This is a genomic window from Streptomyces sp. DF42 (genome assembly GCF_058267695.1).
In genome coordinates this window covers 9,759,978-9,774,269 of sequence record NZ_CM177859.1, presented here as the reverse complement: position 1 = coordinate 9,774,269, position 14,292 = coordinate 9,759,978, and the positions used below count along the sequence as shown (strand labels likewise).

At 68.4% G+C, this 14,292-nt stretch carries 11 protein-coding genes and 2 pseudogenes; 7 read left to right on the top strand and 6 right to left on the bottom strand.

Annotation, left to right across the window (positions count from 1 at the left end):
• Positions 1-177: 177 nt before the first annotated feature.
• The gene (locus tag ACYUED_RS44985; RefSeq protein ID WP_491290150.1) at positions 178-1,020 is read right to left on the bottom strand and encodes an alpha/beta hydrolase; all 843 of its coding nucleotides are present in this window, start codon (positions 1,018-1,020) and stop codon (positions 178-180) included.
• Between the two features lie 429 nt (positions 1,021-1,449).
• On the opposite strand from ACYUED_RS44985, the gene ACYUED_RS44980 reads away from it, so the two are divergent.
• Entirely contained in the window at positions 1,450-2,466 is a 1,017-nt protein-coding gene (locus tag ACYUED_RS44980) for an Lrp/AsnC family transcriptional regulator (protein ID WP_491290149.1), read from the top strand.
• A 134-nt stretch (positions 2,467-2,600) separates the two neighbouring features.
• On the opposite strand, the gene ACYUED_RS44975 is transcribed toward ACYUED_RS44980, so the two are convergent.
• The 3 genes from ACYUED_RS44975 to ACYUED_RS44965 form a co-directional block, all read right to left on the bottom strand.
• Positions 2,601-6,776, bottom strand: coding sequence for a beta-galactosidase (locus ACYUED_RS44975; protein WP_491290148.1), 4,176 nt, complete (start codon positions 6,774-6,776; stop codon positions 2,601-2,603).
• 292 nt (positions 6,777-7,068) lie between these two features.
• Entirely contained in the window at positions 7,069-7,626 is a 558-nt protein-coding gene (locus tag ACYUED_RS44970; RefSeq protein ID WP_491290147.1) for a DUF5134 domain-containing protein, read from the bottom strand.
• Between the two features lie 100 nt (positions 7,627-7,726).
• Positions 7,727-8,098, bottom strand: a complete 372-nt coding sequence (locus ACYUED_RS44965) for a cupin domain-containing protein (protein ID WP_491294736.1) — start codon at positions 8,096-8,098, stop codon at positions 7,727-7,729.
• A 334-nt stretch (positions 8,099-8,432) separates the two neighbouring features.
• Between ACYUED_RS44965 and ACYUED_RS44960 the strand changes: the two are divergent.
• Positions 8,433-8,827, top strand: a pseudogene (locus tag ACYUED_RS44960) (pyruvate dehydrogenase (acetyl-transferring), homodimeric type); the annotation flags it as partial.
• Between the two features lie 61 nt (positions 8,828-8,888).
• Positions 8,889-9,107, top strand: a pseudogene (locus tag ACYUED_RS44955) (integrase core domain-containing protein); the annotation flags it as partial.
• Here the strand turns inward: ACYUED_RS44955 and ACYUED_RS44950 are convergent.
• Complete coding sequence (locus ACYUED_RS44950) at positions 9,076-9,675, bottom strand: TetR/AcrR family transcriptional regulator (protein ID WP_491290146.1); 600 nt, start codon at positions 9,673-9,675, stop codon at positions 9,076-9,078. The pseudogene ACYUED_RS44955 and the gene ACYUED_RS44950 overlap by 32 nt on opposite strands.
• A gap of 76 nt (positions 9,676-9,751) precedes the next feature.
• Here ACYUED_RS44950 and ACYUED_RS44945 point away from each other — a divergent pair, with 76 nt between their 5' ends.
• Genes ACYUED_RS44945 through ACYUED_RS44935 form a run of 3 tightly spaced genes read left to right on the top strand, consistent with a single transcriptional unit; the run spans position 9,752 to position 12,372 of the window.
• Positions 9,752-11,143 (top strand): APC family permease, encoded by a 1,392-nt coding sequence (locus ACYUED_RS44945; protein ID WP_491290145.1) that lies wholly within the window; start codon positions 9,752-9,754, stop codon positions 11,141-11,143.
• Complete coding sequence (locus tag ACYUED_RS44940; RefSeq protein WP_491290144.1) at positions 11,140-11,337, top strand: hypothetical protein; 198 nt, start codon at positions 11,140-11,142, stop codon at positions 11,335-11,337. The genes ACYUED_RS44945 and ACYUED_RS44940 overlap by 4 nt, the downstream gene beginning before the upstream one ends.
• Before the next feature lie 27 nt (positions 11,338-11,364).
• A complete protein-coding gene (locus ACYUED_RS44935; RefSeq protein ID WP_491290143.1) occupies positions 11,365-12,372 on the top strand; it encodes an alpha/beta hydrolase in 1,008 nt (335 codons plus the stop codon).
• A gap of 175 nt (positions 12,373-12,547) precedes the next feature.
• Here ACYUED_RS44935 and ACYUED_RS44930 read toward each other — a convergent pair whose 3' ends face one another.
• Positions 12,548-12,904, bottom strand: a complete 357-nt coding sequence (locus ACYUED_RS44930; protein ID WP_491290142.1) for a hypothetical protein — start codon at positions 12,902-12,904, stop codon at positions 12,548-12,550.
• 590 nt (positions 12,905-13,494) lie between these two features.
• Here ACYUED_RS44930 and ACYUED_RS44925 point away from each other — a divergent pair.
• Positions 13,495-14,241, top strand: coding sequence for an SDR family oxidoreductase (locus tag ACYUED_RS44925; RefSeq protein WP_491290141.1), 747 nt, complete (start codon positions 13,495-13,497; stop codon positions 14,239-14,241).
• Positions 14,242-14,292: the final 51 nt, after the last annotated feature.

Below are 14,292 nucleotides of genomic sequence, written 5' to 3'. Positions count from 1 at the left end.
CTGTGCACCGCCGCCCATCAGGACGGCGGTCGAGTTGCCGTCGTCGGCGGAGTGGACGCCGGGGGGAAACCGCCCTCAGCACAACGCCAACAGAGGTTAAAAGACAAGACAGACTCAGCGGCGGGAGTTCCCTCGGGCGCTTCAGGTGACGGCGGTTGGGAGTAGAACGTCCCGTGGTCAGGTTGACCGAGCGGGTGATTTCGGCTCGTCCGGGATCGCGGGATCCAGATGCTTCACCAGGAAGGAGATCTCCGCCGCGACGGCCTGTTCGTGCGACTCGAGGAACGGGGCGTAGTGACGGCCCGTCAGGTGAATTACTTCGGACCGAGGTGCGTTGCGGGCGGCCCGGACGGCGGGGCCGGGGAGCACGCTCTGGTCCTGGTCGCAGACGACGACCAGCAGGGGGCACCGGATCCGGGAGGCATGGCGGCCGGGCCGGTACCCGCCGATCCGCAGGGCGATCCGTGCGGCGACTGTCTGCTCCCAGTTCGTGTGGCGTCGGTCGGGATCGAGGGCCCGGTCGCCGTCCATGGCGTCAAGCGTGGTGAGCGAGGCCACCGCGCCGCGCGGTCCGGCGGTCGGGACCAGCAGCGGCTGACGCCCGGCGAGGCCCCCGAGCGCGTCCGCAACGCCTCGGCCGAACAGACGTAGCGCCGCGAGGGGCGTCATGGAGCGCAGTGCGTGGGGAGCGACCGCGCGGCCATCGACCAGTGGGGTCTGCGCGATCGCGCAGGCAAGTTCCGGGTGGTCGGCCGCGACACGGAAGAGGTGGCCGCCCGCGAGCGAGAAGCCCCAGACCGAGATCCTGTCCGGGTCGACGTCCGGCAGACCGGATGCGTACTCGATCGCGGCGTGCCAGTCGGCGACCTGCTCATCGAAACTGACGATCTGGCGCGGCGCTCCCCCGCTCTCCCCGAACCGTCGGTGGTCGAAGGCCAGGACCGCGAAACCGGCGTCGTTGAACCGCGCGGCGAACTGGTCCGAGGCCGGCTCCTTCGTCACCGAGGTACCGCCGGCCATGATCACGCAGCCGCCGTTGGACCCCGGATAGTGCCAGGCGGCACAAGACGTGTCACCGCTGGCGAAGCGTACTTTCTCTCGTTGCTTGAACGCGGGCACATGGACCTCCGTGGTGAACCGTCGTTGTTGTCGGGTGCTGTGAAACCGTGAGCCTGCGGCCTCATGGCGTCGTGGGCCCCAGAGATGCAGGCGGTCAGGCGGGGAACCAGATGTACGGGTCGCGGGTCATCGGTTGCTCCTTCGTGGCTCGGGTCCGCCGACGCTGTCTCGCGTCCGGGCCGGACACCCGGGACGGGACGGGCGGGGACGGGACGGAGTGGATGCCATCCATGTTTGGGGACCAGTCCCCGACATGAGCCCCGTACGGCGGCGGAATGAGCGAAACTTGCTTTCATGGTTCGCGCATCGGCGGATTCCGTACTGAGTCTCATGGATCAGCGGCTGGTGGCCGCGCTCCAGTGCGACGGCCGCATCACGGCGGAGAGGGCGGCCCACGTGCTGGGGCTCAACGCCGCCACCGTGCGCCGCCGCCTGCACGCGCTGGGCGCCGACGGCACCGTGCGCGTAGTGATCTCACCGGTCGCGCGACCGCGCAACGGGGGCTCGGCAGGGGCCCTGTTCCTGCGCATCCGGGTCCTGCGGGGAAAGCTCGACACGATCGTGGCCGCGCTCGCGGCGCGCGACGACGTCCCGTTCATCGACGTCACCACCTCGGGTGACGAGATCTTCGCGGTTGCCCGCACCGAGCCGGGTTCACGCGACCCGCTGGTCTTCCGGCAACTGCCCTCCACCCAGGCCGTCACGTCCGTGCAGAGTTCCACGATCCTGCACGTCTTCCGACTCACCTCCGAGTGGCGTCACCAGGTGCTGACCGCGTCCGAACGTGCGGCGCTGAGCCCGGCTGAGCCGGTCGTCGAGGCGACGGCTTCCGGTTCTGCGGGCTCGTACGGCATCGACACCGATGCCCTGGAGCAGTCCCTCATCGACGCCCTCACCCCCGACGCACGCCTGACTGCGGCGGCCCTGTCCGCCCACACCGGGCACCCGGAGAGCACGGTGCGCCGCCGCCTCGCCCAACTGACCGCCCAGGGCCGCCTGATCACCCAGGTTCTGGTCGATCCGCGCCACCTCGGGCTGCCCATCGAGGCGAAGCTCCTGCTCCAGGTGGCCCCCGACCACCTGGCCGCCGCCGGGCAGGCGCTGGCCGACCACCCCGCGGTGCACGGCGCGTTCGCGACGTCGGGACCGTCGAACCTGCACGCGGCCGCGTACTTCCCGGACCTGACGGCCCTGTACGGCTTCCTCTCCCGCGACCTGGTCGGCCTGGGGATCACTCACGTCGAGACGGCCGTCGTCAGCCGCGCCGTCAAACGCACTCCCCCGCCGGTTCAACGGGTACCAGGCGGCCAGGGCCGGGTGAACGCCGCGTCGAAGAGCGGGAACTGACACCTCCGGAACGTACCCCCTGCCCGTGGTCAAAGGGCTGCGGCGCGGGGACGACAAGACCGCCGCCTCGTAGGAGGCGGCGGTCTTGTCGAGCATCGTTTCTGTTCTGGTCGAGGTCTGTTTGCGGGCAGTCCCTAGCCGCAGGTCAGCGTCGGCGTCCCCCAGTCACCGTGGTCGTTGCCGTTGCCGTCGCCGGCGTCGCCGACCTTGAGGTCGACCAGTTGGGCGCCGCTGACGTCGACGTCGATCGGCACCGCAGCCTGTTTGCCGTGGATCGTCGGCGTGGTCACCAAGGTCTTCCCGTCGGCGATCACGGAGAACGTCACCGTTCCCGCACCGCCCGTCTCGTCGTCGACGCCGACGTCTGCCGTCAACCGAGAGCAGTTTCCAGCGAGGTAAAGCTCAACGTCGCTGACCGAGTTGGTGCCCAGGCCCTTGGTGTGAGCAGTGCCGTCGATGGTGATCGGGCGGCCGTCTCCGGCCGCCTGCTCCCCCACGCTGCTGTCGCGCTCGACCGGGCCCCATCCGTTGGTGGACGACAGGAACGGCAGGTCGCTCACGGCGTTCTTCCCGGCCGACGGAACGGGCGGGATCCCGCCGACGATGCGCTCGTCACCGACGGCGGCCTGCCGTCCGCCCTGCTGGTAGTGCACCGTGGTGGTGAGTGCCGAGGCGGACGGCAGCTTCCCGGCGGGCGGTTCGACTTTCCAGGTGAAGGTGGCCGATTGGCCGGGTTGCAGGCGCTTGACCGACGTGGGGCTCGGGGCGCTCACGTTCCAGCCGTCGGGCGCGGACAGCGAGGCCGCCAGCCCGGAGGCGGATGGCCTGTCCTTCGGTACCTGCACCGTCGCCTTGGCCGTGAAAGGCTGCCCTGACTGAGCGGTGTCCGGGACGTCCAGGGTGACATCCGCACCCGGACGCTTCGGCATCGCGTACGTCCGGGGATCGTAGCGGGGGCTGTCGTTCTGCGCGACGCGCAGGGACGACGCATAGCTGCCGTAGTCGGTGAGTGAGACCTTGCCCAGCCCTCCGGTGCTGCCGTCCAGGTTCCACACGGCGATGGCGATGCTGTTGTGGCCGTTCGGGTTCAGGATCCCGTTGGGGACCGGGAAGGTGTGCTGTGGGCCGAGGTAGTTGACGTAGTTGCCGACCTGCCAGCCGTTCACGAAGATCGTGGCACGGTATTTGCGTGACGGGTCGTCGGTGAACGTCAGCCCGAGCGAGGTGTCCTGGCCGTGCGGCAGGTCCAGGTCGGCAGCGGTGCGGTACCAGGACACCCCGGGACGGCTGTCGGTCGTCGGCAGGGACACCCGCTTCCACTTGTCGTCCGGGTAGCCCGGCAGAGACCAGCCGGCCCGCTCGCCGTACAGACCGCCCGTTGAGAGCGGGCCGCGCACCGTGTCCTTCAGGTCCTCGCCGCCCCGTACGCCCTGCAGCCGCCAGGTGACGGAGGTCAGCGGAGCCCCGACGAGGGATGCGCTGGTCAGGCCACGCGCGGTCTTGTTGCCGTTGGTCGAGTTGTAGTCCTCCTCGTGCCCCATGTTCACGGTGAGTACGGAGATGACGTTGTCGCCCTTGGACTTCACCGAACCGGCCGGGAACGTGAAGTCGGCACTGCCTGTGGTGGAGCTGCCGAGGAAGGTGCCGCCCAGCCAGGCGGAGAACGCCTGCGCATCTCCGCCGGAGTCCGAGACCAGGTGGATGCCGGTCTCCTTGCCGGTGGCGCGGAAGCGGCCGCGGTACCAGGTGTTGCCGGTGTGGAAACCGTAGTCGTCCGCGTAGAGCACCGGCAGCGAGTTGACGCCGGAGACGCTGTTGGTGGTCGTCTTGTCGGCCACCTGCCAGCTGGAGTCGTCGAACCCGGGGGCCGCTTCGGGGGATTCGTCGGCGTGCCTCCAGTCGGTCAGCGTCGGCAGGTGTACCGGGGCGGCCACCGGGATCTTCCCGGTGAGGCTTCCCGCGCCGGCGGCCTGAGTGTCCAACTGCCTGCCGTTCCAGGTGACATGGGCTGCCGAGGTGAACACCTCGATGTTCTTGTCGTCGGCGTTGTCACCGGTGAGGGCCACGGTGTGGCCGTCGTTCAGGCCGGTCGCCGTCCGCAACAGGTGGGTGCCGCGCACGAGCACCGGGCCACTCGCCGTGTCCTGACGCCAGAAGGTCTTCGCCGTGGCCTTGTCTCCGACGAGCAGGAGCAGCGGCCGCTGTCCCCCGCCGCTGAGGCTGATGCGGGTCAGGCCCTTGTGGGTGTAGTTCAGCCGCAGGTCACCGGTGGCCGCGTCCCAGGTGGTCGTGGCCGTGCCGCCGGTGGTGGTCACGGTCGGTTTGGATGCGTAGCGAAGGACGGTTTCGCCGTCGGTGCCCGGGTCGCCGTAGAGCACGGCGACGTCCTGGTTGCCGATGGTCGCGCTGGTCATGATCTCCGAGGTCGAGTACTGCAACTGCGCGTCCCCGAGCCGGTAGTTGGCCACGATCACGTGCGCGTCACGTCCGTCGAGCGTGATCGCGGTGCCCGGTTGCTGCGGCACGACCGGGTAGGTGGGCTCCGAGGCGGCGGCTCCCGTCGGCACGTCGATGGCGTCGATGGACACGTAGTTGTCCGTGGACCCCGAGCTGTGGTTCCCCCCGACGACGATCTTCAGCGTGTGCGCCCCGGCCGTCAGGCCCGTCTTCTGGAAGATCACGGCCTGGTTCTCGCTGCCGGAGTCGTCGACGGTCGCCACCTTGGTGCCGTCGAGGTAGACGTCGGCGTTGCCGTGGTTGTTGGTCTTCGAGCCGATCCAGCGGACCGCGGTGCCGTCGAAGGGGACGGTGAGCGAGTCACCGGCCTTGTTGGAGAACGACTCGGTGTGCTTGTAGTCGCCGCCGGTGTAGCTCTGGTCCGCCACGTGCGACCACGAACCGGTGTACTGCAGCACGGAGTCGGGATCGTCGTAGGTGTAGGTGGTGTCCGTGGACGGCTGTGCGTTGAGGTCCAGCGAGATGTGCGTCCTGTCGACCGCGGTGGACGTGGAGTTCCCGTGCCGCAGGACGTGGAACTGCGTCCTGGTGTCGGGGTTCATCCGGGCGGTGTCGACGACCGCGGAGTCGTCCGGCGGCGTGGCCCTGATCGCCTCGGTCTTGGTCAGGGGGGCGACGGACTGCGTGAAGTACCCGATCAGCTTGTCCTCGTCGTACTTCGGATCGAGCTGGCGGTTCTCGCGGATCGCTGCGCCGTAGTCGTACGACGTGTAGTTCTCCGGCATGCCCAGCCAGCCCCAGTTGGTGCCGCCGTAGGTCATGTAGAAACTCTGCGCGGTGGCGCCGACGGCTATGTTCTGCTTGTAGAACACGTTGGCGAACTGGTCGTTGATCAGCTGGGCGCATTTGTCGTAGCCCGGTCCGCCCCAGGGGTCGAAGGCGCCGCCCTGGAACTCCGGCGAGTACAGCGGCTTGCCGGCCGGGTGGTCGTAGCTGATGTCGGGGACGCCGTTCCACTTCGAGGGGTTCGAGCAGTCGAAGCCCTGCGGGTAGGAGTCCGGTCCGTCGACGTCAAGAGCGCCGGTACCGGAGTTGAAGGTGCCGTTGTTGTTGCCGGTCAGCGGGACCGTGATGCCGTCGGCGCGGGCCTTGTCCTTCAGGTGCTTCATGTAGGAGCGGCCGGCGTCCGAGCCGTGGTAGTACTCGTTCTCGACCTGGTAGGCGATGACCGACCCGGTGCCGTTGGTCAGTTGGTGGCGGGCGATGATCCGGTCGATCTGCGTCAGCCACTCATCCGCGTACTTCAGGAACTGCGGGTCGTCACTGCGGTTGCGCCCGGCCTTGGTCGTCATCCAGCCGGGCAGGCCGCCGCTGTCGACCTCCGCGTTGATGTACGGCGCCGGGCGCGCGATCACGTAGAGCCCGGCCTCCTCGGCCATGTCGAGGAGCTTGTCGACGTCGCGCACCCCGCTGAAGTCGTACACGCCGGGCTTCGGCGAGTGGTATCCCCAGTCGAAGTACAGCGAGGTGGAGTTGAACCCGGCGGCCTTCATCTTCTGGAAGATGTCCCGCCACAGGTCCGGACTCGGGAGCCGGAAGTAGTGGAACTCGCCGGACCACAGGTAGGTGCGCTTGCCGTCGACGAGGAACGAGTACCCGTCGAGAGTCACCGTGTGCGTCCGCGCACCGGCGGCAGGTGTGGCGGCAGGTGCCTGCCCGCCGACGTCCTGCGCCGCCGCGGGCGCGGTCATCCCTGTGGCCAGGGCGATGGTCGCTGCGGTCGCGAGGGCCGCCCTCCACCATCGGCGCCGACCGGGTCTCGCACCTTCTGAACCGATCCGATTACCCCGCACTGCGGCCTCCCTACCGCCTGAGCAATCAGAGTCAAACAGACTCAGGCAAAGCCGAACAGTAAAGGGGCACAAGGCGCAACACAATGGGGCGGGAGAACACAGCTGAGGTAGCACCGCCGTAGCGCCGAGGCAGCAGGGGCGGCCCGCTACCCGCGCGCAACAGGTCCAGTGCCGTTCGACCCGCTTGCAGCGGTGCCCACCTACCCGGAACTCGCCAACTGCTCAGTCCTGTCAGCTGCGTTGTCCCTCGAACACTCCTCGCTGGTGCTGTCCGTCCGGTCACCAGCCGGCGTCAGTGATGCATGAGCAGCATGATGGCCGTGCCCATGGCCGTCGATCCCTGCCAGAAGCGGTCGCACGGCCCGCTGATGCTGGTGGACATGCCCGGGCTGCCCGAAGCCCCGCGCAGCGCGGGCATGTCCCGGGTCAATGACCGAAGGGCGCAGGCGAGGAGACACAGCGTCAGTACGCCCGTGACCGCGTCGCCGGTCTGTACGTCCGTGTAGCCGCCGTGACGCACCGGCATCCATGCCATGGCAGCCATGCCGACCGCGTACGGCCGCCTCCGCGCGATGTCGGCGGATCCGGGCCCCCGGCGGCTGAGCAGCGCGGTCAGCGGGAACCACAGGGCGGCGGCCGCGAAGAAGACCGTCTGCCGCTGCGGCGACGGTTCGCCGCCCCAGTGCCATGGCATCACCGCCATGGCCAAGGCCATGACGGTGTGCAGGAGATGGTCGCCGCGGCTGAGCCATCCGGAACCCCAGGACAGGACCGCATGCCGCAGCGCGTGAACGGTCGCGGCCCCGAACAGCGCCGTCAGCATGCCGTACACGACATCAGGGGCGCTCATGCCTCACCGCACCCTCCCACGGAGCTGACAGACTCCGTTGACAACCGCCTTGGACGGGCCGGGCGGGGCGGACAGGGCAGACGGGGCGAACGGCGGCCAGTCAGCCGGTGGGCCGCGGGGCGCGCATGTGGGCCCGCCGGGACAGTTCCTCCTCCTCGACCAGTTCGAGCATGGGCTTGCCCGGTGCGCAGAGCATGGTCACGACGAATCGGGTCCGCGCATCCGTCAGGGCGTTGCCGTCCTGGTAGTGGATCACGTCGCCGCCCGGCTCCCAGAACGTCCCACCGGCCTCGACCACGCGCTCGGGCTCGCCCTCCAGCTCGAATCGGACCGCGCCTTCGACCACGTACCCGAACGCGGGCCCGGGGTGACGGTGCGGCGGGCTGCCCGGGTCTCCGGGCTCCCACTCCACGAGGATGGTCATCCCGGAGGCACCGTCGGGAATGGCGAGTGGTGCGGCGTCCTGCAGCATCTTCACCGCCGTCTTCCATCCCTCTGGCCGTGTCTGCAGACCGGTGCCGTGCTCTGCGTCCTTGTTCGACACTGTGCTGACCTCCCTTGGATCACCGGGCCATGGCCGCCATGGCCGTCTCCAGGTTGACCGGGCTCTCGGCGGATCTGTGACACCAGGGACCGGAACCGAGATCGAGACCAAGTCCGGGACCGAGACCGAGACCGAGACCGGGACCGCGTCAGTGTCACAACGTTGGCAGGTGCCCTGTCGTAGATGGTGTGAGGGTCTGCGTCACCGCCACCTCACGAAGACATCAGCGGAGTCACACGGTGAGGGCGCCCTCCCGTGGGGAGTGGGACGCCGCCCTCTCCCGTCCCCACGCCTCCGTCCCCGCCCCGCGCCCCATGCCCCACGTCCTGACAGGAAACGGCCATGAGTGAGCTCGACCAACTACCCGACCAGGACACCGAGGAGACCGCCGAATGGCAGGCGTCGCTCGACGCCGTCGTGCGGAAGGCGGGCCCTGATCGGGCCGTGTACCTGCTGCGACGCGTGCATGAGTTCGCGGCCCGGTCCGGCGTGTCCGTGCCCGGGCTCCTGTCCTCCGACTACATCAACACCGTCCCGGCGTCGGCCGAGCCGGCCTTTCCCGGTGATGTCGCCATGGAGGCCAGGATCACCGCCCTGAACCGGTGGAACGCGGCGGCGATGGTGACCCGCGGCTCCCGATTCGGGCTCGGCGGCCACCAACCTCCCGCAAAGATCTGGCACCCGCAGTCTGACCTTCCTTGACAGCTATAGGAGCATCGGCAAGGTCGAACGCTTCAACCGCACCCTGCTCGGCGAATGGGCCTACCTGCGGCCCTACACCAGCAACACCGAACGCACCGACGCCCTGGCAGACTTCCTCCACGGCTACAACTACCATCGCTGCCACACCGCCCTCGGAGGCCAACCACCCATCAGCCGCGTCAACAACGCTGCTGGTCATACACCTAGGTACTCCGCTGCGTGTCCTGATCGGTAGCGGGCAGCAGTGCCTTCACGTGCCGCCACGCCTGTTCGACGGTGAGCGTGCTGTCGCCCGTCAGCAGGGCCACGCTCAGCCCCTCCATGAGGGCGACCACTCGCTGCGTGAGCGTTTCGACTTCGTCGGTCAGCTCGCCGAGGATCCGGGCGATATCAGCGCGCCAGGCGGCGTCGAACTCGAGTTGGGCCTCGCGCAGGGCGGGCTCGTGCATCACCCGCGGCCACAGCTCGACCCAGAGCAGCCAGCGGGGATCACCGGCGGCACGAGGGAAGTTGAGCATGCACAGGCTGTGCAGCCGCTCCTCGGCCGAGCTATCGGACTCCAGCAGAAGTTCCCGCTGCTCGGCCAGTTCGCCCTCGCTCCAGCGGAGCAGCTCCAGGAGCAGCCCGCTCTTACTGCCGAAGTAGTAGGAGAGGTGACCGGCGCTTGTGTCCAGGCGCCGCCCGAGCTCGGAGAGGCTCAGGTCAGCCAAGCCGCGCTCGACGAGCAGCGCCCACGCCTCCTCCATGACCCGCTCGCGCGGACGCTCGAGTCGGCGGTGTCGCCTGAGATTTTGTTTGGTCACCTCTTGACTCTAGCCACGGGGAGCCCCACATTGGCGCGAGGCCCATTTTGAAAGCCTTTCAATCCGAGGAGTCGTTATGGCATCGCCCCCCGGCGAGATCACCGCCGAGCCTCCCGCCGATCCTCCCGACCGGGCGTCGAGACGGCTGAAGCCGGTGCTCGGCGTGACGGCGGTGATCCTGCTGACCGTCTCGTGCATCACGCCGGCCTCCAGCCTCTTCATCATCGTTCCGGAGCTGCTGGCCACGCAGGGCTCGGGCGTCGTCATTGCGTTGCTCCTCGGCGTCGTGGTCTCGATCGCCGTAGGCGCCTGCTACGCCGAACTGGGCACGCGCACCCCGAGCTCGGGCGGTGAGTACGCGATGATCACCCACACGGTCGGGCGCACGCTCGGCTGGCTGACCTTCGTGCTGACGGCCGCCCTGCTCGTGATCATCCCGCCGGTCATCGCGCTCGGCACGGCGGACTACCTGAGCTCCATCGCCGACCTCGATCGGGCCACCACCGGTGCGGTGGTGATGCTGCTGGCCGCCTGCACGGCCATCCTCGACGTCCGCGCGAACGCGTTCGTGACCAGCTGTTTCCTCGCCCTGGAAGTCCTCGCGGCCGGGGTGGTCGCCTACCTCGGCTTCGCGCACGCCAAGCGCCCAGTGAGCACGCTGGTGCAGCCCGAGGCGCTGACCGACGGGACGCTTTCCCCGTTCACGCTCGGCGTCGTGGTGTCCGGGCTCGTCGTCGCGATGCTCATCGTCAACGGCTTCGGCACCGCGTCGTACCTGGCCGAGGAGATGATCGAGCCTCGCCGTGACGTGGCGCGTGCGGTCTTCGGCTCGATCTTCGTCGCTGCGACGGTCATCATCGTGCCGACAGCCGCCGTCGTCGTGGGCGCTGGATCACTCAAGGACCTGGGGGTGCTGGGCTTCCCCGACTTCGTCGAGGCCTGGGCCGGCCCCGGCGTCGCTGCCGCGGTGAGCGCCGGCATCGCGCTGGCGATCCTCAACGCCGTCATCGTGATGGTGCTGCAGAACGGCCGCGTGATGTACGCGTCGGGGCGTGACCAGGCGTGGCCCGCTCCGGTCAACGCCGCGCTCACCCGGCTGCATCCGCGCTTCAACACGCCGGTCGTGGCGACGATGGCGGTAGCGCTGCCCGGCGCCGTGTTCGCCTACTTCTTCGACATCGAGTCCCTGTTGGGGATCACCGGCGTCATTGTCGCCGCCGTCTACCTGCTGCTGGCCGTCGGGGCGCTCGCTGCCCGTCGTACTCCGCATGCCGGTTGGAAGATGCCGCTGTGGCCGCTGGCTCCAGTGGTGGTGATCATCGCCCTGGCCTACGCCGTGTCCCAGTCGGCTCCGGTGGACCTGGTCATCACCGCCGGGATCGTCGCCGCCGCGCTCGGCTATGAGGTGCTGTACCTGCGCCCTCGTCGTGACACCCGCTTCCTGGTGGACGCGAGGGAGGACCGATGAACCATAGGGAGTCGTCACCAGTCCTGGTCCTCGGCGGGAATGTGTACACCGTCGACCCGGCCGTGCCGCACGCCGACGAAGTCGCGGTGCGCGACGACCGGCTCGCGCGGGTCGGCGACGCCGCTGACGTGCCCGCGCGGGTCGTCAACGCCATGTTGGCCGCTTTTGACCGCGAGGGCACGAATGTCCATTGAGAATTGCGCAACCGGCAGGGAGCCGCAGTGAAGGTCAGTCAGCACGACAGCCTCGATCCTGAGCTACGGGCACCGTTGGAAGAGCTCCTCGAGAACTTCCCCGGTGGGGTGTGTGCCATCGAGGACCTGGCGGAGCGTAGGCGTATCGATGCCATGCATGCGGCAGAGATGGTCGAGGTAGTCAGGGCAGCCCAGACATGCTCCACCGAGGACGTGTGGGTGCCCGGTCCGGTGGGGTGCGCAGACGTACCCGTTCGCATCTACCGGCCCAGGCGGCCTGAGCCGGCCTCGCCCGCGGTGTTCTTCATCCACGGCGGCGGGATGTGCCTCGGTGACATCGACTATGAGCACGGAGCGGCCGTAAAGATCTGCGAGGAACTCGGGGCACTCGTCGTCTCCACCGGCTACCGCAAGGCGCCTGAACATCCGCACCCGGCACAGGTCGACGACTGCTACACCGCCCTCAGCTGGATGAGCAACAATGCGACATCCCTGAACTTCGACCCAGGACGGTTGGCGGTCTTCGGGGGAAGTGCGGGTGGCAACCTGGCCCTTGCCACTGCCCTCAAGGCGAGAGACCTTGCAGGACCTGCACTCTCCTATGTCATGGCCCTCTACCCGATGGTCGACCACCGCAACACCACACCGTCGGCTCACGAGGTCACGGAGATCGGGGTGTGGGACCGAAGGAACAACGTCGAGGCCTGGGAGTGGTTCCTCGCCGGTCAGGAGCCTGACGGATATGCCGCGCCGCTGCACGCGGAGGACCTGGCCGGCTTGCCGCCAACGTTCATCGACGTCGGAACCGCCGATGTCTTCCGGGACGAGGACCTCGCCTTGGCGCAGCGGCTCCTCGCCGCAGGTGTCACCACAGAACTACACGTCTATCCCGGCGTCTATCACGCTGCGGAGCACTACGCGCCCGACGCGGAAGCGGCCCGCCACATGTGGACGGTCCGGTTCCGGGCGCTTCGCAGGGCTCTCGGCATTCAGCCCGTTCGGATCGACGCCGATAGGAGTAGTCATGGCAATTGATCACCGGCGTCGGCCCAGAGAGGGCGTTTGATCTAGAGTCTGCCTTCAAAGATCATCGGGTAGTGGATCATGGTGGTACGCCGCCATGAACTCACCCAGTGGGATTGGGAGTTACTCGCTCCACTGATACCGCGGGCCGCGACGGGCCGGCCGCGAGTGTCGGACCGGCAGGTCATCAGGCGCTCTTCTTTGCCCGGATCTGCGGCGGGTGAGCTGCGTTCATCCGCCTGCGGTAGGTGGCTTGTCGGCATGCCGGTGAACAGTACTGACGTGGCCGCCGATGATAGGAGAGCCCGTTGCCGCACCCTTGGCAGTTGGTGATCCGTGTGAGTTTCAGCGGCTTGGGGTGCCGCTTGCGGTAGCCCTTCTGACGACAAGCCTGAGAGCATCGCCACCGCACGTTCGCCATGAAGACCGGCTCGGGCGTCCCGGCCCGGACGAACTCCCAGCCCACCGCCTGGCAGGCCAGCTCCATCGCCTCGAACGACTCGGCGGCCGCGTCATCGACCTGGTCATCGGCCCGCACGTCCACGACGCGCCGCCGCCGTCGGCGAGCCGGACGAAATAGTCCGGCGCGTGCCGACGCCTTCGGGTGCCGTCCTGCCAGTGCAGCCAGAACGGCTGCGAGGCGATGCCCACCACCTGCGGATCGCGGTCCAGCAGGATCAAAGGTGGTCCCGCTCCAGCCAGGATTCGTACCCGACGTGGTCCCGGGCCGTCGCGCAGTAGTACCAGCCCGCGAAGCTCTCGACGCCTTTGGTCCAGCGGAAGTCCCGGACCGGCTCAACGGCCTCGAAAGGCGTACCCCATCCCTGACCCAAGGGCTGTCGCCGCCGACGTCCACGCTCAAGAAAGTCCAGCTCAAAGGCCGATAACGCGGCGTTCCCGTACGCAAGAGCCGGTGCCCCCACCCTGCCCCCGGCCCCCTCGGTCCAACATCAATGGCAGGAACGTAGTGGTTGTCCAACTTCCCTGGCAATCGGTCCATGTTCAGTGTCAGAGGACACTGATGGAGGAGGTCTCGACCGAGGGAAGGCTCGCCGAACAGCTCGGTGTCACAAATCGCCCTCCCGTTCTGTCACTTCTAGTACACGTATCTGAGAACTCCGAGAGGAACCCGTCATGAAGGTCGTAGTGATCGGTGGAACCGGGCTCATCGGCTCGAAGGTGGTCGCCAGGCTCACGGAGAACGGCCATGAGGCGGTCGCTGCCGCACCCAACACCGGCGTCAACACGCTGACGGGCGAGGGCCTCGCCGATGTCCTGCAGGGCGCGTCGGTCGTGGTCGACGTCTCCAACTCCCCGTCGTTCGAGGACGAGGCGGTCATGGAGTTCTTCCGTACTTCCACGACCAACCTGCTCAAGGCGGAGACCGAGGCCGGCGTCGGACACCACGTGGCCCTGTCGGTCGTGGGGACCGACCGCCTCCAGGAGAGCGGGTACTTCCGGGCCAAGCAGGTCCAGGAGGAGCTGATCAAGGCGTCCGGCCTCCCCTACTCCATCGTCCACGCCACCCAGTTCTTCGAGTTCGCGAAGGGACTGGCCGACGGCTGCACCGAGGGTGACACCGTGCACCTGCCCGATGCCAAGATCCAGCCCATGGTCTCCGACGACGTGGCCGCGGCCGTCGGCCGCGCCTCGGTCGGCGCCCCGGTGGGCGGCGTCGTGGAGGTCGCGGGCCCTGAGGCGTTGCAGCTCGACGAGTTCATCCGCACGGCGCTCGCCGCCAGTAACGACCCTCGCAAGGTCGTCACGGACCCGCAGGCCCGTTACTGGGGTGCCGAGCTGCAGGAGGACACGCTGCTGCCGGGGCCGGACGCACACATCGCCGCCACCAGGCTCGCGGACTGGCTCGCGCAGCAGAAGTAATTCCGTTTCTTGGGTGGCTCCTTCGTCCTGGGGACTCTCGGGTGGCTCTTC

Coding starts and splice junctions, on each gene's coding strand:
- ACYUED_RS44940 (WP_491290144.1), top strand. CDS start 11,140: ATGAACCATAGGGAGTCGTCACCAGTCCTGGTCCTCGGCGGGAATGTG.
- ACYUED_RS44925 (WP_491290141.1), top strand. CDS start 13,495: ATGAAGGTCGTAGTGATCGGTGGAACCGGGCTCATCGGCTCGAAGGTG.
- ACYUED_RS44970 (WP_491290147.1), bottom strand. CDS start 7,626: ATGAGCGCCCCTGATGTCGTGTACGGCATGCTGACGGCGCTGTTCGGG.
- ACYUED_RS44965 (WP_491294736.1), bottom strand. CDS start 8,098: ATGCTGCAGGACGCCGCACCACTCGCCATTCCCGACGGTGCCTCCGGG.
- ACYUED_RS44980 (WP_491290149.1), top strand. CDS start 1,450: ATGGATCAGCGGCTGGTGGCCGCGCTCCAGTGCGACGGCCGCATCACG.
- ACYUED_RS44945 (WP_491290145.1), top strand. CDS start 9,752: ATGGCATCGCCCCCCGGCGAGATCACCGCCGAGCCTCCCGCCGATCCT.
- ACYUED_RS44985 (WP_491290150.1), bottom strand. CDS start 1,020: ATGGCCGGCGGTACCTCGGTGACGAAGGAGCCGGCCTCGGACCAGTTC.